This window comes from Polaribacter batillariae, from assembly GCF_017498485.1.
GTDB lineage: Bacteria > Bacteroidota > Bacteroidia > Flavobacteriales > Flavobacteriaceae > Polaribacter > Polaribacter batillariae.
In genome coordinates this window covers 3,137,698-3,157,850 of record NZ_CP071795.1, presented here as the reverse complement: position 1 = coordinate 3,157,850, position 20,153 = coordinate 3,137,698, and the positions used below count along the sequence as shown (strand labels likewise).

18 protein-coding genes are annotated in these 20,153 nt (G+C 30.4%); 10 read left to right on the top strand and 8 right to left on the bottom strand.

What is annotated here, in order from left to right:
- From dapB to JL193_RS13985, 5 genes are all read left to right on the top strand, one after another.
- Window positions 1-702: a 4-hydroxy-tetrahydrodipicolinate reductase gene (dapB, locus tag JL193_RS14005; RefSeq protein WP_207971386.1), complete on the top strand. Its 702-nt coding sequence runs from the start codon at window positions 1-3 to the stop codon at window positions 700-702.
- A 193-nt stretch (window positions 703-895) separates the two neighbouring features.
- Window positions 896-2,593, top strand: a complete 1,698-nt coding sequence (gene lepB, locus JL193_RS14000) for a signal peptidase I (protein ID WP_207971385.1) — start codon at window positions 896-898, stop codon at window positions 2,591-2,593.
- A gap of 88 nt (window positions 2,594-2,681) precedes the next feature.
- Entirely contained in the window at window positions 2,682-3,278 is a 597-nt protein-coding gene (locus JL193_RS13995; RefSeq protein WP_207971384.1) for a WbqC family protein, read from the top strand.
- A gap of 68 nt (window positions 3,279-3,346) precedes the next feature.
- On the top strand, window positions 3,347-3,922 hold the full coding sequence (locus JL193_RS13990) for a Crp/Fnr family transcriptional regulator (protein ID WP_207971383.1): 576 nt from the start codon (window positions 3,347-3,349) through the stop codon (window positions 3,920-3,922).
- 319 nt (window positions 3,923-4,241) lie between these two features.
- On the top strand, window positions 4,242-4,550 hold the full coding sequence (locus JL193_RS13985; RefSeq protein WP_207971382.1) for a DUF6122 family protein: 309 nt from the start codon (window positions 4,242-4,244) through the stop codon (window positions 4,548-4,550).
- Here JL193_RS13985 and JL193_RS13980 read toward each other — a convergent pair.
- From JL193_RS13980 to JL193_RS13955, 6 genes are read right to left on the bottom strand one after another with little or no spacing between them, the layout of a single operon-like run.
- Window positions 4,529-6,028 carry a lipopolysaccharide biosynthesis protein gene (locus JL193_RS13980; protein WP_207971381.1) on the bottom strand — a complete coding sequence of 500 codons (1,500 nt, stop codon included), beginning with the start codon at window positions 6,026-6,028 and terminating at the stop codon, window positions 4,529-4,531. The genes JL193_RS13985 and JL193_RS13980 overlap by 22 nt on opposite strands.
- A complete protein-coding gene (locus JL193_RS13975) occupies window positions 6,029-7,294 on the bottom strand; it encodes a glycosyltransferase family 4 protein (protein ID WP_207971380.1) in 1,266 nt (421 codons plus the stop codon).
- The gene (locus JL193_RS13970; protein WP_207971379.1) at window positions 7,291-8,481 is read right to left on the bottom strand and encodes a glycosyltransferase family 4 protein; all 1,191 of its coding nucleotides are present in this window, start codon (window positions 8,479-8,481) and stop codon (window positions 7,291-7,293) included. Before JL193_RS13970 ends, JL193_RS13975 begins: the two co-directional genes overlap by 4 nt.
- Window positions 8,482-9,003 carry a class I SAM-dependent methyltransferase gene (locus JL193_RS13965; RefSeq protein WP_207971378.1) on the bottom strand — a complete coding sequence of 174 codons (522 nt, stop codon included), beginning with the start codon at window positions 9,001-9,003 and terminating at the stop codon, window positions 8,482-8,484.
- 57 nt (window positions 9,004-9,060) lie between these two features.
- Window positions 9,061-11,481: a YfhO family protein gene (locus tag JL193_RS13960; RefSeq protein WP_207971377.1), complete on the bottom strand. Its 2,421-nt coding sequence runs from the start codon at window positions 11,479-11,481 to the stop codon at window positions 9,061-9,063.
- A 1-nt stretch (window position 11,482) separates the two neighbouring features.
- Complete coding sequence (locus tag JL193_RS13955; RefSeq protein ID WP_207971376.1) at window positions 11,483-11,737, bottom strand: DUF4834 family protein; 255 nt, start codon at window positions 11,735-11,737, stop codon at window positions 11,483-11,485.
- A 141-nt stretch (window positions 11,738-11,878) separates the two neighbouring features.
- Here JL193_RS13955 and JL193_RS13950 point away from each other — a divergent pair, with 141 nt between their 5' ends.
- From JL193_RS13950 to JL193_RS13930, 5 genes are all read left to right on the top strand, one after another.
- Complete coding sequence (locus tag JL193_RS13950) at window positions 11,879-13,090, top strand: transporter (protein ID WP_207971375.1); 1,212 nt, start codon at window positions 11,879-11,881, stop codon at window positions 13,088-13,090.
- A gap of 13 nt (window positions 13,091-13,103) precedes the next feature.
- Entirely contained in the window at window positions 13,104-14,222 is a 1,119-nt protein-coding gene (locus JL193_RS13945) for a GTP cyclohydrolase (RefSeq protein ID WP_207971374.1), read from the top strand.
- 328 nt (window positions 14,223-14,550) lie between these two features.
- Window positions 14,551-15,258, top strand: a complete 708-nt coding sequence (locus JL193_RS13940) for a 16S rRNA (uracil(1498)-N(3))-methyltransferase (RefSeq protein WP_207971373.1) — start codon at window positions 14,551-14,553, stop codon at window positions 15,256-15,258.
- 474 nt (window positions 15,259-15,732) lie between these two features.
- Window positions 15,733-16,278 carry a sigma-70 family RNA polymerase sigma factor gene (locus tag JL193_RS13935; protein ID WP_207971372.1) on the top strand — a complete coding sequence of 182 codons (546 nt, stop codon included), beginning with the start codon at window positions 15,733-15,735 and terminating at the stop codon, window positions 16,276-16,278.
- An 81-nt stretch (window positions 16,279-16,359) separates the two neighbouring features.
- The gene (locus JL193_RS13930) at window positions 16,360-16,932 is read left to right on the top strand and encodes a PAS domain-containing protein (RefSeq protein WP_207971371.1); all 573 of its coding nucleotides are present in this window, start codon (window positions 16,360-16,362) and stop codon (window positions 16,930-16,932) included.
- A 68-nt stretch (window positions 16,933-17,000) separates the two neighbouring features.
- On the opposite strand, the gene JL193_RS13925 is transcribed toward JL193_RS13930, so the two are convergent.
- Both JL193_RS13925 and JL193_RS13920 read right to left on the bottom strand, forming a co-directional pair.
- Window positions 17,001-18,959, bottom strand: a complete 1,959-nt coding sequence (locus JL193_RS13925) for a YgiQ family radical SAM protein (RefSeq protein ID WP_207971370.1) — start codon at window positions 18,957-18,959, stop codon at window positions 17,001-17,003.
- A gap of 150 nt (window positions 18,960-19,109) precedes the next feature.
- Window positions 19,110-19,601, bottom strand: a complete 492-nt coding sequence (locus JL193_RS13920; RefSeq protein ID WP_207971369.1) for a hypothetical protein — start codon at window positions 19,599-19,601, stop codon at window positions 19,110-19,112.
- Window positions 19,602-20,153: the final 552 nt, after the last annotated feature.

The following is a 20,153-nucleotide window of genomic DNA, read 5'->3' as shown; positions in this document are numbered from 1 at the left end:
ATGAAAATTGCATTATTAGGCTATGGACGAATGGGAAAAGAAATTGAACAAATTGCAATTTCTAGAGGGCATGAAATCGTTATTAAAAAAGACGCAAATGATGTTATAGACATTAATTTGGCAGATGTAGCAATTGATTTTAGTGTACCAACTTCTGCCTTCGACAATATTACCAACTGTATTAACAACAATGTTCCAGTAATTTCTGGTACTACTGGCTGGTTAGAAAAATATAACGAAGTAGTTGCATTATGCGAAGAGAAAAAAGGAGCTTTTATTTATGCTTCAAATTTTAGTTTGGGGGTAAATATCTTTTTTGAATTGAACAAACAATTGGCTAAAATGATGAGCCATTTAGAAGATTATAATATTTCTATGGAAGAAATTCATCATACAAAAAAATTAGACGCTCCAAGTGGAACTGCCATTACTTTGGCTGAAGGAATTATTAAAAATTCTTCGAAAACAATGTGGGAACTAGACCAAAAAACGGTAGAAAACAGCATTCCAATTGTTGCCAAAAGAATTCCAGATGTACCTGGCACACACACTGTTTGGTACAATTCGGAAGTAGATACAATCGAAATAAAACATACTGCACACAGTAGAAAAGGCTTTGCTTTAGGAGCTGTTATTGCAGCTGAATGGATTTTAGGAAAAACAGGCGTTTTTAACATGAAAGATGTGTTAAACATTGGTTAAAAACGGTAACAGAATTAGACTTAAACCTTCTAATTAAATATAAATATGTTTCCTCGAGCATTATTAAAAACTGAAATTATATTCAGTTTAAACATAAAAGCGCAGCTTGCGAGAGGTTGTCATTAAAACAATAAAGTTATTTTATTACAATTAGGGCTCGAATGCGCTCGACCAAACAAGAAACAGAACGATTATGACATTTACTGAGTGGTTTATCTTTTTTTTAGTGATTCAAGTAATACATTTTTTGGGTACTTGGAAACTATATGTTAAAGCTGGTAGAAAAGCATGGGAAGCAGCAATTCCTATTTATAATGGAATTGTTTTAATGCATATAATTAATCGCCCAAAATGGTGGATGATCTTATTGTTTATTCCCATCGTAAACCTATTAATGTTTCCTGTAATTTGGATCGAAACCATTCGAACTTTCGGTTTTTACAAAAAAACAGATTCACTTTTAGTAATTGTAACGCTTGGTTTGTATATTTTTTACATCAATTATGCAACAGATGCCACTTATAATGCAGAAAGAAGCCTAAAACCGCGTTCGGAATTAGGTGAATGGGTAAGTTCTATTACTTTTGCTATAATTGCGGCAACTTTGGTTCATACTTATTTTATGCAACCATTTACCATACCAACTTCTTCTTTAGAAAAATCGTTGTTAGTAGGAGATTATTTATTTGTAAGTAAATTTCATTACGGAGCAAGAGTACCATCTACAGTTATTGCAGCACCAATGGTACACGATTCTTTACCATTTACAGGAACTGCCTCTTATTTAAAAAAGCCACAGTTGCCTTATATGCGTTTACCAGGAATTCAAAAAATTAAAAACAACGATATTGTTTGTTTTAATTGGCCTGCAGATTCTTTAAAAACAATGTGGGGTGATAATTCTGGGGAATATACCTACAAACCTGTGGATAAAAGAACAAACTACGTAAAACGCTGTGTGGGAATTGCTGGAGACTCCTTAGAATTAAAAGACGGCTATGTATATATAAATGGAAAAAAAAATGAACTTCCTTACAGAGCGAAAATTCAGTTTTACTACAAGGTTTATTCTTCTAAAGGTTTGTCAACTAATAAATTATTAAGATACACTAATAAAGAATTTAATAGAAAATTTATAATAGATTTTAGAACTCAAAACGAACTAAAAGCGTATCAAAATTATGGTGCTTTTCAGAAAATAAAAGACAACAAGTTCTATGTTTCAACTGGAGCAAATGGAATTCCACAAGAACTAATAAAAGTCTATAGAAGTAATATTTCTGAAGTAAAACTTAAAGAAAGAGATGTTAATTTAACAGAAAGTCTAGCAGAAAAATTAAGAAAAGATTCTGATGTTGATAGTGTAATCAAAGTAATTCATACCCCAAACAATGCTATTTTCCCTCATGTTGAAGAATTAGGTTGGAGCCAAGATAATTTTGGTCCCATTTATATCCCTAAAAAAGGAGCCACTGTAAAGATCGATGCAAAATCTTTACCATTTTACGAGCAAATTATTAAAAACTACGAAGGCAATGACTTAGCTGCTGTTGGAGAAGATATTTATATCAATGGAGAAAAAGCAGATTCTTACACTTTTAAACAAGACTATTATTGGTTAATGGGAGATAACAGACACAACTCTTTAGATGCTCGTTATTGGGGGTATGTTCCTTTCGATCATGTTTTAGGAAAACCTGTTATGATTTGGTTTAGCTGGGATGCAAACGCAGCAACTTTTGGAGACAAATTAAAATCTATAAGGTGGAATAGAATGTTTACCACTGTGGGTGGAGATGGCGAACCAGTTTCTTACAGGTATGTTGTTTTTGGTTTAATTGCTTTATATATAGGCTACAGTTTTTATAAAGGAAACAAAAAAAAGGCTTAAATAGTTTACTGTAAGCAGTAACAGTGTGCTGTTTTAAAATACTAAAAAGAGAGACTGAATACTAACACCGAGACTGAAACCTAACAAGATGGCATTATTTATTCCAACTTACTTCTCTCCTATTTCTCAATATTCCGAAATTGTAAAAACAGATACTGTTACTTTCGAAGTGGAAGATAATTTTCAAAAACAAAGTTACAGAAATAGATGTTACATTTATAGTAGCAATGGAAAACAACTTTTAAGCATTCCTGTAAAACACAAAATTACAGATGGCCGAAAAAAAACAAAAGACACTTTAGTGGAAAACGATTTTCCTTGGCAAGACCAACACTTTAAATCTCTGCAAACTGCTTACAGGTCTTCTCCTTTTTTTGAATTTTTTGTAGATGATCTTGCCATTATTTTCGAAAAAAAATACACATTTTTACAAGACATAAATATCGATAGTTTTTTATTTATTGTAGAGGCTCTTCAATTAGATATTGGTTTTGCTAAAACCAAATCTTTTAAGACAAACCCGAACCAACAAGATTTTAGGCATTTGGCAGACGTAAAAAAACAACCCAAAAAATTAGTAGATATCTATATACAAATGTTCGACGACAAACATGGTTTTCTACCCAACCTCTCTATTTTAGATTTACTTTTTATGGAAGGCCCAAATTCTCTATCCTATTTATAATTTTTTTAGTAAATTGCAATCACTTATTTGTTTCTCTAAATCCCCCAAAAGACAAGTAAGCACATTTTATGAAAGCTCTATTTAAAACTATAGAATCGTTGGTTTCTTTACCAGATGCTTCTAAAGAAAATTTAGTATCTCTTATCTCAAAAAAAACTTTGAAGAAAAAAGATACTCTAGCCAAAGCAGGAGAAATTCCTGAAAATATTTACATTTTAAAATCTGGCATTGCTCGCTCGTTCTACTCAGACGAAAAAGGAAAAGAATACATTCGAAGCTTTTTTACTCCAATAAGAGCTGTAGGAGCGTTAGGAGCATTAATTTTAAACAAACCTTCTAAATTTAGTTACGACTGCTTGTCTGACTGTAAAATTTATAGCATTAATTTTAAGTCATTTAAAGAATTGGCAAAAAAAGACCCTGCAATCGCGAACTTGTATGCTAAAGTTTTAGAGGTGGTTTTTTTAGAATTAGAATCTAAAGTTTACAATCTTTCTGTTTTAAATGCTACACAAAGGTATAAAAAACTAAAAAAGAGAATTCCAGAAATCGAAAATTTAGTACCACTCTATCATATAGCTGCCTATTTAAACATTACTGCTGTACAATTAAGTAGAATTCGCAAAGAGATGTATTCGAAATAAAGAAGTTCTTAAAACTAACTATTCTATGGACAAAACCAATGAGGTATTTTTACTGGTTTCATTTTAACCTAAAAAAAGTTAAAAACCAAAATGCTGTATTTCGATTTCCGTTTTCACGGGAATAACAATTGCAACGAAAACCTAAAAGTAATGTTTTGAGGGCTTTTTTTTGATTAAATCGTTAAACATAAGTTAATTTTAATTAGAGAAATTTATGATAACTTTGTAGCATACGTTGTATTCCCCAAAATCTATTATTATTTACTATTAATACGAAAAGACTTATTTTTTTAAATAAGTCTTTTTTTTCGAATAAAAAATGACGCTCAAACTCCTAATACACTACAGTTTACACTTTATTGTACCCTTATTTATTGCGCTGTTCTTTTATCGCAAAAAATGGAGAGTAGTATATCTCATTTTTATTGCAAGTATGCTGGTAGATTTAGATCACCTATTAGCCACGCCTATTTTTGCAGAATTTAGATGTAGCATTAATTTTCATCCACTACATTCTTATATTGCCATTGCTTTTTATGTTGTAGGTGTTTTTTTTAAGAAAACAAGAATATTGGCTTTTGCTTTGCTTCTGCATATGTTTGCAGATTATTTAGATTGTCTTTTATAGAAACGTTGCAACAAAATATCAAACTCGTTAGAAATGTTTAGTTTAAAAATTAGGTATAAGTAAATAACGATTATTAAAAAACTTTTTAGAATAATATTTATGATTGGGTGTATTGGAAACTTCCATACATAAATATTAGAAACTGGAAAATCCCAAAAAATAAAACCAAAATACATCCCTGTAATTATAAGTATCATTTTAAAAGTTTTATTCGTAAAAGGTGTTATAGAAAACTTCTTTTTTACAAAATATAGCTTAAAAGTATTTGCTAATAAAATAACAATTAAAGTTGCCAAAGCCAAACCGTTTGTACCCATATTTAACTTATAATAAAATAATTTATTTAAAAGATATACCGAAATTGCCATGATTAAACTTGTAGGCAATGTTATCTTATAAAATTTCGAATTATTTATAATTGCCCCATTATTTCCTAAAAAACCATTGTACATTTTCAAAAAAGAAATCATTAAAACTACTAGTGCACCACCTGCATATTCTTTTGGTAATAAATTAAATAATTGACCCACATTTGCATTTACCAAAACAAAAAACAAACCACTTATTAATAGTAAATTTATCGAGCTTTTTTTATACAATGAAGCAACTTCTTTATGGTTTTCTTCATTTAAAGTTTTAGATGTTAACGGTTGTAAAATATTTAACATCGCTCTACTTGGAGCTTCAATAAAAGAACCTATAAAAACTGCCACAGAATAATAAGCCGCTTTTTCTATTGCTTCTTTTCCAGGAATCATAAACTTATCGATATCTAAAATTATAGCACCTGCACTACCTGCCATGATTATGTATAAAGAAAAACGTAAAACTTCCTTGAAATTTTGGGGTTTAGATAAACTGAATTTAGGAAAATATAATGAAAAGGCATAAAACATCATTACAAACATTCTTAAAAAATAGGCGCCTGTTAAATAGTATATAAATTCTGCTTTTGTGATCCATTGAAAATAAACTGCAAACAATAAAATCATAACCACAACTCTATTCCACAATTCTTTTAAAATATTGCCAAAAACAGATTGAAATTGCACTTTCGCCCAAGCATAAAAAACTTCAAAATAAGCACAAGCAAACGCAATTAAGTAAATAATATAAGTATAATTTTTAATGATTGGGTTTTCTACTGAAAGGTAGTTGCTAATTTGTTCGTAAAAATAGTTTCCTAAAAAACCAATAGGCAAAGCGATTAATAATGGCAAGAATAATACCGAAGATAAAAACCGGTCTTTTTCTAGCTTTGTAAAATAACTCGAATAAAACTTTACAATTGTATGATGAATTCCGAAAGCAATAAAAGGCATTAGTAGGTTAGAGGTTGATAACAGAAATGTTACCAAACCATAATACTCATCTTCTAAAAAACGAGTGTATAAAAAAAGTGTATTTAGTCCACCAAAGGCAAATCCTAAATATATAAAAAGTGTATTTTTAAAAGATTGTTTTAAAACAATGCCCATTTATGTATTTATTTTTTTGATGATTTCTGCTAATTTCTTCGTCAATTCTTTACGATGATATTGCTTAATATTCTTCGTATTTACGTCTAAACTCCCGTTTTTATATTGGTTGTATAATCTTAAAATTTCTGAAGATAATTTTTCTTCATTATTATAATTTACAACCACTCCAGCATTCGTTTCTTTTAATATTTCTGCTAAATCTCCTTTTTCGGAAGCCATTGCTAAGATAGGACGTTTTGCAGTTAAATACTCAAATAATTTTCCTGTTAAAATGCCTTCACTTTTCGCTACATTCGGAATTAACAATAATAAAACCTGAGATTTTTTTTGATAAGAAATCGCCTCTTCATGAGGTACATATCCTTCGAAATTCGAATATTTTAATAAATTATTACTTGCGATATCTTGTTTTACTTCATCTGCAATATCTCCGATAAAATTTAATTGCAAATCGTTTTTTAAATTCTCATTCTCTTGCAATAGCTTTCGCAATACCTTAAATAACAATGTAGGCTTGCTCTGTTTTGGCAACAAACCAATATAAGAAATCGTAAACTTTTTATCTAAAACTACAGCTTTATTTCTTAAAACTTCATCATCGAAACCATTGGTAATTACTTTTACATTCGAAGCAATTTTCGCAAATTCTTTTTTTAAAGATTTGCTTACGGTTAAAACACAATCTGCGTTTTTTAAAACTAATTCTTCGAGCTTTCTATTTTTATTTTTCGCAAATGTACTTTGATTAAAATCTTTGGCATAATACAAATCTGTCCAAGGGTCTCTAAAATCGGCAATCCATTTTATGTTATTCTTTTGTTGCAATTTCTGGGCAATTAAATGCATGCTATGTGGTGGTCCTGTAGAAATCATAGCATCAATTTTATTTTTTAAAAGAAATTTTTGAAGAAATTTTACAGAAGGTTTTACCCAAAATATTTTTGGATCTGGAATAAAAATATTTCCTCTTAAAAAAGACAAGATTTTATTATTCCCTAAATTCGAAACACCTGTATTCCCTTTATTTTTCTTTTCCCAAAAAAACACATGTTGCGGATTCCAAATTGGTTGTTGTAAAACCGTAATTTCTTTTGGAACGTCTTTAATAAGAGAAACATCTTCTTTTGGGTAATTTTCGTCTTTTACAGTATATACAATAGGTTCAATACCAAAATCTTGCAAATATTTTACGAATTTTAGCCAACGCTGTACGCCAGAACCACCTGCTGGAGGCCAATAATATGTAATTATTAAGACTTTCAAACCTCGAAAGTATTGTATAAATTTAGCAAGTTTTTTGAAGTTTTTTCCCAATAAAACTCTTTTCGTACAAAGTTTTTTCCGTTTTCTGCAAGCCGATTTCTTAAATCTTTATTTCTATAAAGTTTTAGCACTTTCTCGGTAAAATCTAGTACATTTTTTTCTTCATGTACCAAACCAGATTGCACTTTTTCTACAACCTCTTTTTGTGCAGTTGAATTGCTTACTAAAATGGGTTTTTCTAAACTCATGTACTGAAAAAGTTTATTTGCATACGTTGTATCGTGATGCAAATTTCTATACAAAGGCGAAATACAAATGTCGCTACAAGAAATATAAGAGTTAAATAATTTCGCGTCTTGCCAACCTAAAAAATCTACAAATTTTTCAATTTTTAAATCTTTTACCAATTGTTTTAAAATGTTATCTGTAGAATTTTTTCCCACAATAACTAATTTTAAATTTCGAATGGTTTCTTTTAGCATTGCTACAGATTGTATCGAGGTAATTAAACCTCTTCTAATTCCTGTATCTCCAATATATAATAAAACAAAATTATTAGAATACTTAATTGTTATTTCTGGTAAAATGGTCGATTTTTCAAAAAAACTTTTTCTAACTGTGTTTGGTAAAACCGTAATTTTATTCGTCTGTAAAGATATTCTATTTAAAATTTCTTTTTTAGCCTCGTGGGTTACTACAATAACTTTGTTTGATTTTTTTATAAATTTTTCTTCTGCTTTTTTCCACTTTTGTGGCGATATTAAGATTTTTCCAGGAAATTTTGCTAAATGAGGATAAAATTTCATGATCTCTGGCCTATTTTCATGCAAGTCTAGTACAACAGGAAGTTTTGTTTTTCTGTTGGCTCTAAAAACAGCACTGGCAATTCTTATATCGTGAATGTGAAGAATATCTATCGAATTTTTAGCAATAAATTTTTCGATTTTGTGAGCCATCACAAATTTATAAATGGGTATTGTATATGCCAATGCAGACAGTTTATAGAGAAATGTATTTGACAAAAATCTTTTTACTTGAATTCCGTTAATTATTTCAGCGGTCTCTTCGTTTCCATACGTTAAACAAAAAAGAAAAACTTCGTGACCATTGTTTACTAGTGAAATCGCCTCATTTTCGACTCTCGGGTCAGGAGGAAACACTTCATCTAAAATCATTCCTATTTTCATTTACGGAGTTTTTGTCGCATAAACTGCATAATATCTGGGCGTAAATTTTCTTAAAATAGGTCTAAAGCCTATTTTATTAATTGGGCTTGTCCATTTTTCTTTTTCTTGAATTTGCCACCCTGTTTTTTCTAACAACCAATCGAATTGCCAATCTTCAAATTCGTGATAATGCCTGTCCCACATATCTGTTTTACTACGATATGCAGTGGCAAACCATAATTTTAAAGGAATGGTCGTTACTAACTTTGTTGTTTTAATTTCTCTTAAAACATTAAAAGGAGCCAATAAATGTTCAAAAATTTCGAAAGCTGTAACTGCATCTACTTGGTGTTTTTGTACAATTTCTGGTAATAAATCTAGGTCTTCTCCTTCTGTATTAATAACGGTGTAACCATGTTGCTCCATAATTTCAGAAAACGGATTACGAACGCCCAAATCTAAAATTGTTGCAGGACTTGGAATCGATTTTTGTAAAAAATCTAATGTTTTTTGATACCTTTTTACTGGAATTTTTGCGTACATAGTTTTAGAAGTGGGTAATAAGCTAAGAAATTTTTCAATTCTTAAATGTGGTTAAAGTTATTTTTTTCGTTTCTTTTTTTCATCATAAAAAAACCACCCAATGGTTATTAAAAATAACAACGCGTAAGAAGAAAGTGATCGTATTTTTCCTTGCTGAATTACTTTCGGCTCAAATTTAAATTCAATTGTATGTTTACCTGCAGGAATTCTCATTCCTCTTAGCACATAATTTACGCGATAATGTGGTGTTAAAACACCATCGAGATAAGCATTCCAACCATTTTTGTAATAAATTTCAGAAAACACAGCAAACTGCTCTTTGGCTGTTTTAGATTCGTAAGTTAATGAATTAAGCTTGTATTTCGTTAATTTTATAACTGCGGTAGTGTCTCTTTCTAAAGAATTGGTAAATTTAATTTTTTCGAAATCTTCTTTTCGAATCACAGCTTCTTCTTTTGTTTTTAAACTATCTAACGCTTTTATTTCTGCATTGGCAGTTTCTACAGGAATAATAGAATGTACAAACCAAGCGTTTCCATTTGCCTGCTCATTTTGTTGTGCTTGTACATTTCCTTTATCGTCTGGAACGATAAAATATTTTGTATTTAACATGTTCAAAACCTCCATATTATTTTTCGCAATTTGGTAATCGAACAATTCTTGATAACGCATCATTTTTGCAGCGTGGTAACCTCCAATAGATTGATGGAAATAAGACGTGCTTCCATCATTCATAGGGTCTGTTGCAAAATTTGCAACTCTATAATGGCTTTTATCTTGGTTAATTAATTGATCTGCTTCCGAGGCTACAAAGGGTTTTTCGATTTTTCTTGCTTGCTTAAAATCGTCTTTATTCACATACTTTTTATCTACAGAAATTAAATCGAAAACAATAAAAACCAACAAACCTAAAATGGCAAAATTTTGCTTTAATTTTCCTTTTAAGTGCATCCAAAGTATGCCTGCGGAAAGTAAGACTAAGAGTAAAGAACGTAAAGTATCCATTAAAAGCATCGATTTTCTATCGGCAATTACAGCATCTCTTAAGCCTTCTAAACTATCGTAATTGCTATCTCTTAAACCTTCGAACGTCGAAAATACATGAGCCAATAAAAAACCAGCTACAATTAATCCTCCAAAGACATAAGTTGCTTTTTTAAGTGCATTTAATTTTTCTTCTGATGTAATTTTTGTTGAGAAAAATGCTTTTAAAGCTAAAATACCTAATAAAGGTACACACAATTCTGCAATTACTTGTATAGACGAAACCGCTCTAAATTTGTTGTATAATGGTACATAATCGATAAAGAAATTGGTAACCATATCGAAATTTCTTCCCCAACTTAAAATTATGGAAAATATAGTTGCTGCCACTAACCATTGTTTTAACTTTCCTTTTACCAAGAAAAAGCCTAAGAAAAAGAGAAAGAAAATAATGGCTCCAATATAGGCTGGTGCTTCTAAAATGGGTTGATCTCCCCAATAGGTTAAAACTTGCTTAGCATAATCGTCTGCAACTTTTTTGCCTGCTTTATTTTCTATAAGTTGATAAAAATTAGAACTTTCTCCTAATTTTTCTACAGTTCCTCCACCCATAAAACGTGGAATAAACAAACTAAACGTTTCTAACTTAGAATAACTATATTGTGTTATATAAGCTTTATCTAACCCTTTTGTCGCTTCTTTCTTAGTTCCATCTGGCGCAATTGTTAATTCTGATTTTCCTCTGGTACTTACTTCAGAATATTCTTTTATCGCCATTAAACGTGGTGCATTTGCTCCAATGCCTAAAACAATTGCTACAATAATTACAGTTGCTTGTTTTATAAATGTGGGCAATCTTTTTTCTTTAAATGCATGTACAAGTTCTACAATTCCAAGAATTAGAATCGAGAACCCTAAATAATACGTCATTTGTATATGGTTTGCGTAAATTTCTAACGCCATTGCCAAACCTGTAACAATAAAACCAAGTACGTACCTTTTTTGAAACACCCATAAAATACCGGCTAAAACTAAGGGCATATAACCAATTGCATGTGCTTTTGCATTATGGCCAGCTCCAAAAATAATAATCAAATAAGTCGAAAAACCAAAAGCAAGCGAGCCTAAAATAGCCAATCTCCAATCGACTTTTAAGGCCATCATTAGTACAAAAAAACTTAAAAAATAAAGAAAAGTATAATCTGCAGGTCTTGGTAAAAAACGGAGTGCTTTGTCTAAACTTCTTACAAAATCATTCGGATAATAAGCACTTATAGAATAAGAAGGCATTCCACTAAAAGAAGAGCCTGTCCAATAAGGTTCTGTATTATTTTCTGCACGAAAATCGTTAATATCTTTTACCATTCCTCGAAATTGAGTAATGTCTGATTGATTTAACTTCTCGCCTTTTAAAACTGGGTAAAAGTAAATAATAGATGCCAATATAAAAATGACAATTGCTATTATATATGGCAAAAATTTGTTGAATTTCATATTATTCTATTTCTTCAAAATCTACATACTCACCAACAGAATCTTTACTTTGTTGGTTCTTTGTTGGTTTTTTGTCTATTACAGTTTCCCCTTCTCTAACCACTTCCTTTTGTTGTTTGGTTCGAAACTGCTCTTCTGCCTTTTTCTGCATGGTTTCTGCAGCTTTTTTAATAAGTACAGGTGCAAAAAGTCTTGCTAAGAATTTAAATCCATAGTAGAAAGCAAGTATAATAAGGATTGTTTTAAGTAAACCCATTTAAAAATATTATTTAAAAAATCTATCAAAAATAACAATTTGAGTACAATTGGCACGTTAACAACTTATAAAACTTTCACAAACCTAAAAAAGTAAGCAAAGCTTTTTAAAAATAGCATTTTTGTTCTATGTTTGTGTTGCATGCTAAAAATAATTTTTAACCCTTTTTTACCTTATATGAACACTCGCCAAAAAACACTTTTCCTTCTATTTTTTCTGGTTGGTTTTCGTTCGCTTTATGCACAATATACAGATGTTATCAACTCTAACAAACCCGGATTTTCAGAGAGTCCTTACAGTGTTGGCTCTGGTGTTTATCAATTCGAAAGTAATTTGTTTTTTCGAAACACAAGTATAGAACGTACTTTTACTAGACCCCAATCTTTTGGAATTGATGTGCTCTTTAGAACAAGTTTTTTTCTCGAAAGATTAGAATTAAATACCCAGTTTTCATATCAAAAAGATAAAGTTGCGTTTAAAAATATTTTTACCTCTCATTATTTTACTTCAGGTTTTGGAAAAATGACAATTGGAGCAAAATATTTGGTTTTTCAGCAAGAATATGAAGACAAATCGAAAGAAGTTCGAAGTTGGAAAAGAAGGCATGCTTTCGACATGAAAAGGCTTGTGCCATCTGTTTCTATTTATTTAGGGATGAATACCGATTTTGTAAACGATATTTATAAAACTGGGGGCATTACACCAAAAGTTGGTCTCTTACTTCAAAATAACTTAACAAGAGATTTTAACGTTATTACCAATGTGTATTACGATAAAATTGGAAGCGATTTTGCCGAATTTTCTTATATAATTACTGCAACTCAGAATTTTAGCGACCAATGGTCTGCTTTTTTTGAAAATCAAACTATTTATCAAAAATACCAAACAAACACAAATTTAGGAGCTGGTTTGGCATATCTTTACAACAGAGATTTACAAATAAATGCCTCTGGAAGACTGTTGTTAGAAGGCAAAGCACAAGGTTTTTACGCAGGTTTAGGGGTTTCTTATAGAATTAATAATCACGAAGATTCGTATATAGAATTGGATGAAAACGGGCAAGAACTAAAAGACACACCAATTACAAGATATAACAAAAAACAAAATAGCTTCTTTAACAGACTTTTTAGTATTTTTAAGAAGAAAGATAAAAATACAAGAACCAGGCCCAAAAGAAGCCGACGTTCTAAAACGAAGAATAAAAAAAGTGGTTTTTTCTCCCGTTTATTTGGTAAAAAAGAAACAAAAGCAAAAAAAGAAGAAACCGAAATCGAAAAATTAGAAAGAGAAATTAAAGAGTTAGAAGAAGAAATGAAAAAGGAAGAAAAGAAGAAGAAAAAAGGCAATAATTAGAAGCTGTTTTTAAATGATTACATTAAAAAAAATAACCAATAAAAAGGAAATGAAGCAATTTGTTACATTTCCTTTTTCACTTTATAAAAATAATAAATATTGGGTTCCTCCAATAATTAAAGACGAAATAGACAATTTCGACCCTCAAAAAAATCCTGTTTTCGAAAATGCAGAAGCACATTTTTTTATAGCATTGCAAAATGGTAAAATTGTGGGTAGAATTGTAGCCATTATCAATTGGTTTGAAGTTGAAAAACAACAAATAAAAAAAATGCGTTTTGGTTGGTTTGATGTAATTAACAATATTGCAGTAACCAAAGCTTTATTAGAAAAAGTAAAAGAAATTGGTTTAAAAAATAACTTAGAATATATAGAAGGCCCAATAGGATTTAATAATTTAGATAAAACAGGTGTTTTAATTGATGGTTTCGACCATATAGGCACCATGATTACTTGGTACAATCACCCCTATTATAAAGACCATTTAGAGCAATTGGGTTTTGTAAAAGAAAAAGAATATTTAGAAAACAAGTTTAAATTTAAAGAGGTAGATTCGACATATTATAATAGAATTGCCAAAATTTTAAAGAAAAGATTCAAGCTAAAAGCCCTAAATTTTTCGAAAACAAAAGATATTTTGCCTTATGTAGATGAAATGTTCGAAGTATTTAACAAATCGTATTCGAAATTATCTTCTTTTGTTCCTATTTCTGATGCTCAGATTGCTTTTTTTAAAAAAAAATACATTGGTTTTATCAATCCAGAGTATATAAAATTTGTTACTAACGAGCACCATAAACTAGTGGCTTTTGCCATTGTAATGCCTTCTTTTTCTGAAGCTTTGCAAAAAGCAAAAGGAAAATTATTTCCTTTTGGGCTGTTTTATTTATTAAATGCTAGAAAAAATGCCAAAGACGTTACTTTTTATTTAATTGGTGTAGATCCAGAATATCAAAACAAAGGAGTTCACGCAGTTATTTTTGATGAATATACCAAAATTTTTGAAAAAAAAGGAATTGAAAATTGCATTCGAACTCCAGAATTAGAAGACAACGAAGCCATTAAAAAAATATGGGAAAATTTTAACCCTGTAACACATAAAAGAAGAAGAACTTATAGGATTAGTATTTAAGTTGGAAGATGGGAGTTGGGAGTTAGAAGTTAGAAGTTAGAAAACAAAATCTCCCAACAACTGTCATTTCGACTTTACGGAGAAATCTTAACTTTTAAACCCAGAAACCCTGAAACTTTAAACTCCGAAAACAAAATCTCCCAACAACTGTCATTTCGACTTTACGGAGAAATCTTAACTTTTAAACCCAGAAACCCTGAAACTTTAAACTCCGAAAACAAAATCTCCCAACAACTGTCATTTCGACTTTACGGAGAAATCTTAACTTTTAAACCCAGAAAAAAAATAACTTCCCTAATTTTGAACTTTAAACAAAGAACCTGTAACCATGCAATTATTTTATAATTCAGAAATTTCCACAAAAACACAACAAATTACTTTCGATAAAATCGAGAGTAAACATATTGTACGTGTTTTACGTAAAAAAGAAAATGATGTTTTAAAAATTACAAACGGAAAAGGTTTTCTGTTTGATGCAAAAATTATAATTGCAAGCGACAAGAAATGTTTGGCAACAGTTATTTCGTTTCAAGAAAAACCAAAACCATGGTCTTATTACCTACATATTGCAATTGCACCTACCAAATTAAACGATAGAACAGAATGGTTTTTAGAAAAAGCGACAGAAATTGGTATCGATGAAATTACGCCAATAATTTGTAGCAACTCCGAAAGACGTGTGGTAAAATTAGAACGTTTCGAGAAAATTATCCAGTCTGCAATAAAACAATCTTTAAAATTTACCTTACCAAAACTAAATGCTCCAATGAAATTTAACGAGTTTATCAATCAAGATTTTAATGGTAAAGTTTGCATTGCACATTGTGAGGAGTATGAAAAAAAGTATTTAAAATCAGTCGTAAAACCTTCAGAAGAAACAACAATTCTTATTGGTCCTGAAGGCGATTTTTCTACTGAAGAAATTAAAAAAGCGTTGGATAAAAAATGGACTCCAATTTCTTTAGGAGAAAGCAGGTTACGAACAGAAACAGCTGCCTTGGTTGCTGTAAGTATGGTTTCTTTTATTAACGAATAAACTGTCTTTTTAGCATTCCTACAAAAACGTTCGGACTCAATAATTAATATCATTTATTTTTTCAGAATCAAATAATTTATACCTTTTCTTTTTTCTGTAAAATCTTCTAATTTTAGATGATTTTCTAATTATGAAGCAAATTCTATGTGAAAATCGTTTAAGTTTACATAAAATTCTGTAATTTTATTCAATACCATTTCTTAGGAAAAGAAAAATTGTACCGAAAACTTGCATCTTTTTTAAAAATTGTTTGTCTATTGTATGAACTTTAAAAATAAATATTATGAAAAATAATAATTGTACTTGCAATTGCGAAGGTTGCAAAAATGGAGATTGTAAAAACTGTACTTGTACAAACTGCACGTGTAACAATTGTAATTGTTAGCATTTCTGTCTTTTTGAGCGCAGTCGAGAAATCTTTACATTAAAAAGACCTTTCGACTGCACTTAAATTGATAAAAGTAAACCTTAGACATGACCACAAACCAAGTTTGGACAAAATACCATTTAGATTTGCAAAAATTCATCATCAGCAAAGTGAAAAACAACACCATTGCTGATGATCTTTTGCAAGACACTTTTTTAAAAATCCATACAAAACTGCATACTTTAAAAGATGCTAGTAAATTAAAATCTTGGTGTTTCTCTATTGCTCGAAATTCGGTTTTAAATTATTGGAAGGAAAATAACAAAACTGTAAAAATTGCCAATTTCGAAACAGAAACAGCTTCAGAAATCAATAAAAACACACATACAGAAGAAGATTGCTTACGCAAAATTTTAAGCAACCTTCCTAAAAAATATCGAACTCCTTTATTTTTATCAGACATAAAAGGTTTACAACAACAAGAAGTTGCAGACCAATTAAATCAAAATTTATCTACGACAAAGTCTCAAATTCAGCGTGCGCGAAAATTAATTGCACAAGGTTTTATGGATTGTTGTGGCTTTGTAATGAATGAAGATGGAAACTTGGTTGGCGAAATTCAAGACAAAGAAGATTGCAAAGTCTGTAATTAACAGATATTTAATTTCTAATTTTACAAACATTGCCTTAATTTTAGTAGTTTCGTGCTATAAATTAGAAAAAAATAGAGTTCCATGAAAAATAAACTAGCAAACATGGCGTGTTTAGATTTGTTTTTAAACTCCCAAGAAACCAAAGATTACACCGCTATTAAAGAGTTAATTACACCTACAGATTCTAAAAAACTACCTTTAATTAGCTTCGATTTATACAGGAATCATTTTTTTTCGGAAATGGAACTTTTAGACATTAAAAACGATGTTAATCAAGTAAAAGAATTGGCTTTTAAATTCAACTGGAAAAATAATTTTGATTACTTATTTAAAGATCAAAAGTTTGAAGCCATTGTAATTACAGATCTCCATAAAAATATTGTTTGGGTAAATGAAGGTTTTACAAAAATGAGTGGTTTTAGTAAGAATTTTGCCTTAAAAAAAACGCCTTCTTTTCTACAAGGTGAAGAAACTTCTATAGAAACCAAAAAAAGAATTAGAGAAAAAATTGCCAAAAACAGGCCTTTTACTGAGGTTATTATCAACTATAAAAAAGACAAAACACCTTATAAATGTGAGTTAAAAATCTTTCCATTATATAGCGAAGAAACTACTCATTTTATTGCTTTAGAGAGATCTGTTGCTTCGTTTTAGTTATTTTATAATAACAAAAATATTACTCTTTTAAAACAAGTTCAACGTAAAAATTAGAAAAATAATATTTACTTCCTTTTTTTAGAACCACGTTTTACTTTCCTTTTTCTTTTATTAAAAGGTACAGCATCATCAAAAGTGTTCTTCGTTTCTTTTGCGTTTTTATTCTTTTTCCAAGAATTATTTTCTGGTAATAATTTTTGCAATAAATCTTGTCTTCCAACTTTGTTTAAGGTGTTGCGAATCCAATCTTTGTTTTCTTTTTTGTACCAGAAGAAAAATTTGTGTTGGTCTTCACGCTCTTTCTTAGTTTTTGGAGTTTTAGTAGGTTTTAAAGTATAAGGATGATAACCTGAATAATAAATAACAGTGGCAACTGTCATTGGTGTTGGTGTAAAACCCTGAACCTGTTCTAATTGAAAACCCATATCTTTGGTTTCTGCCGCCAAATTTGCCATGTCTTCTACTTCGCTTGCAGGATGACTCGAGATAAAATAAGGAATTAGCTGAAGGTTTAATTTCTTCTTGATATTAATTTTATCGAAACGTTCTTTAAATTTATGAAAATAAGTAAAAGAAGGTTTGCGCATTAACTTCAAAACAGGGTCAGAAGTATGTTCTGGCGCTACTTTTAAACGTCCAGAAACGTGTTTTGTCATGACCTCTTCTGTATAAGCGTCCAACTCTTTTGGATCTGCATTTTTATTGAATTCTGGCACCAACATATCATGTCTTATACCACTTCCAATAAACGATTTTTTAATTTTTGGGTGCTTGTCAACAGCTTGATATAATTCCGTTAAAGGTTTGTGAGAAGTATCTAAATTAGAACATATTACAGGCGAAATACAACTTGGTGCGACACATTTATCGCAAATAGATTGTATTTTACCTTTCATTTGATACATATTTGCAGAAGGCCCACCAATATCAGATAAATAACCTTTAAAATCTGGCATATTTGCCACTTTATCAACTTCTCTTAAAACAGATGCTTTACTTCTACTTGCAATAAATTTTCCTTGATGTGCAGAAATAGTACAAAAACTACATCCACCAAAACAGCCTCTATGAATATTGATAGAAAATTTTATCATTTCAAACGCAGGAATTGGACCTCTCTTATCATATTTTGGATGAGGAAGCCTTGTGTAAGGCAAATCGAAAGAACCATCAATTTCTTTTTCTGTCATGGTTGGAAAAGGTGGGTTAATTATCAACTTTTTTCCAGCAACATCTTGTAAAATTCTTCTCGCTTTTAATTTATTTGATTCTTGTTCGATTGTTTTAAAGTTAGAAGCAAACGCTTTTTTGTCTTTTAAACACGCTTCATGGGAATTGATGGTAACATCTTCCCAATCATTCACAACAGGCATTTTTTCTGTTTTCGTATCAATTAAAACAGCGGTTTGTTTTATGTTTTTTAAACTCGAAAACGGAACCCCTTTTTGCAATAACTGAACGATTTCACGCAAAGGTTGTTCGCCCATTCCATAAACTAATAAATCTGCCTTCGAAGTTTCTAAAATGGTTGGCAACAATCTATCTGACCAATAATCGTAATGCGTTACACGTCTTAACGAAGCTTCAATTCCGCCAATCAACACAGGAACATCAGGAAACTTTTCTTTCAAGATTTTAGAATACACCGAAGTTGCATAATCTGGGCGAAAACCCTTATCTCCATTAGGTGTGTAGGCATCTTTATCACGCCTTTTTTTACTGGCTGTGTAGTTAGAAACCATGGGATCCATACAACCCCCTGTACAGCCAAAAAACAATCTTGGTTTACCTAACTTTTCAAAATCTTGTAAATTATCATTAACATTAGGTTGTGGTACAATTGCTACACGTAATCCGTAACTTTCTAAAATTCGTCCTATTACTGCAGGTCCAAAAGACGGATGATCTACATATGCATCTCCGCTAAATAAAATCACGTCTAAGTAATCCCAACCGCGAATTTTAACTTCTCTGTTTGTCGTTGGCAACCAATCTGTTAACTGATGTTTTTTAGTTTCTTGCATAGTTTGCAAAAATACGAGAATTTTATTTGAAAAAAATGTTTAATGCTAAAAAGTGAATTTACCTCTCGACTGCGCTCGAGGAGACATTTTTAATTGATAATAATTTTTTCATCCTCTCGACTGCGCTCAAAGAAAGGTAAGCAACACTATTTAATCATCAAAAGGATTTTTAAAGGGCAAATCGTCATCAATATCATAATCGTCGTAATTTACTCCTGGAGGATTAAAAAGCCCCCACCTATCGATAATATAATTCCACTGGTCAAACGTTTTTACCCATTCTGCAAAAAGAATTCTAAATTCTTCTATTTCACTACGAATCAATTCTAAATAATCTAATTCTTTGAATTTTGCCATTTTTAACCCAGAAGTTGTAGCTAAAATAGTACGTGCCTCTTTTCTAATAATAGTTGCATTTTCCATTCTAATATCATAGGGCATATCTTCATTAAAAGCACCTGCTATTTTTGCAGGAATCGTCAATGCACTATTATTGAGCTGATTTTTATATTCATTTAACAAATGGTTGTTAAAATCATCTTCATTTCCATTATCTTCTATAAGCAACGAAACTTTACGAACCAATTCATAAATTTCTTGTGATTTTATAAAAAGTGGTGATTTTTTTAGTCTTTCATCCATTTTTTTTTGTTTTAACCTAAATTAAAGAAAGTATATAAACCCTGCAAGTTTTTTTTAAACTTGCAGTTGTTAAAGAGCAAGGCACAACCTTCGTTACGCCTTCTTTTCACAATAAAATAAAAAGGAAAAAAAGGTGTTTTATTACGGTTATTTCAAACAAGAAATAATGTTCGTTTTTAAATAGTTCTCGATACAATTATTCGTTCCTCAAAATCACTCGGACTGACATTTTTGGGTATTTTAATTCTGAATTTAGACCTGCAAGGGTTTTGAAAACCTTGCAGGAAAAAGCCATCGTTATTAAAAAAACAGAAAAGCTTGCAAACTGGTTTAACTCAAATTGAAACGACATCCTTTTTTACTGTCAGTTCGAGTGGTTTTTCTGACATAGGAAGAAAAATTGTATCGAGAACAGAAGTAAAAAAGAGATCGTTTTTCGACTTCACTCAAGATAAATTCCAAGCTAGAAATAGCGCTAACTTTGTGTGTTTGCGGCTTTGCAAGAAAACTTTCATTTTAACAAAAGATTTTTCAACAACCATTTTTAGTTTT

What these genes read in the sequence shown, in the direction of transcription:
- JL193_RS13920 (WP_207971369.1), bottom strand. Translation starts at nt 19,601, where the DNA reads ATGGATGAAAGACTAAAAAAATCACCACTTTTTATAAAATCACAAGAA.
- JL193_RS13990 (WP_207971383.1), top strand. Translation starts at nt 3,347, where the DNA reads ATGAAAGCTCTATTTAAAACTATAGAATCGTTGGTTTCTTTACCAGAT.
- JL193_RS13995 (WP_207971384.1), top strand. Translation starts at nt 2,682, where the DNA reads ATGGCATTATTTATTCCAACTTACTTCTCTCCTATTTCTCAATATTCC.
- JL193_RS13935 (WP_207971372.1), top strand. Translation starts at nt 15,733, where the DNA reads ATGACCACAAACCAAGTTTGGACAAAATACCATTTAGATTTGCAAAAA.
- dapB (WP_207971386.1), top strand. Translation starts at nt 1, where the DNA reads ATGAAAATTGCATTATTAGGCTATGGACGAATGGGAAAAGAAATTGAA.
- JL193_RS13940 (WP_207971373.1), top strand. Translation starts at nt 14,551, where the DNA reads ATGCAATTATTTTATAATTCAGAAATTTCCACAAAAACACAACAAATT.
- JL193_RS13955 (WP_207971376.1), bottom strand. Translation starts at nt 11,737, where the DNA reads ATGGGTTTACTTAAAACAATCCTTATTATACTTGCTTTCTACTATGGA.
- JL193_RS13925 (WP_207971370.1), bottom strand. Translation starts at nt 18,959, where the DNA reads ATGCAAGAAACTAAAAAACATCAGTTAACAGATTGGTTGCCAACGACA.
- lepB (WP_207971385.1), top strand. Translation starts at nt 896, where the DNA reads ATGACATTTACTGAGTGGTTTATCTTTTTTTTAGTGATTCAAGTAATA.
- JL193_RS13980 (WP_207971381.1), bottom strand. Translation starts at nt 6,028, where the DNA reads ATGGGCATTGTTTTAAAACAATCTTTTAAAAATACACTTTTTATATAT.
- JL193_RS13930 (WP_207971371.1), top strand. Translation starts at nt 16,360, where the DNA reads ATGAAAAATAAACTAGCAAACATGGCGTGTTTAGATTTGTTTTTAAAC.
- JL193_RS13985 (WP_207971382.1), top strand. Translation starts at nt 4,242, where the DNA reads ATGACGCTCAAACTCCTAATACACTACAGTTTACACTTTATTGTACCC.
- JL193_RS13950 (WP_207971375.1), top strand. Translation starts at nt 11,879, where the DNA reads ATGCTAAAAATAATTTTTAACCCTTTTTTACCTTATATGAACACTCGC.
- JL193_RS13960 (WP_207971377.1), bottom strand. Translation starts at nt 11,481, where the DNA reads ATGAAATTCAACAAATTTTTGCCATATATAATAGCAATTGTCATTTTT.
- JL193_RS13965 (WP_207971378.1), bottom strand. Translation starts at nt 9,003, where the DNA reads ATGTACGCAAAAATTCCAGTAAAAAGGTATCAAAAAACATTAGATTTT.
- JL193_RS13970 (WP_207971379.1), bottom strand. Translation starts at nt 8,481, where the DNA reads ATGAAAATAGGAATGATTTTAGATGAAGTGTTTCCTCCTGACCCGAGA.
- JL193_RS13945 (WP_207971374.1), top strand. Translation starts at nt 13,104, where the DNA reads ATGATTACATTAAAAAAAATAACCAATAAAAAGGAAATGAAGCAATTT.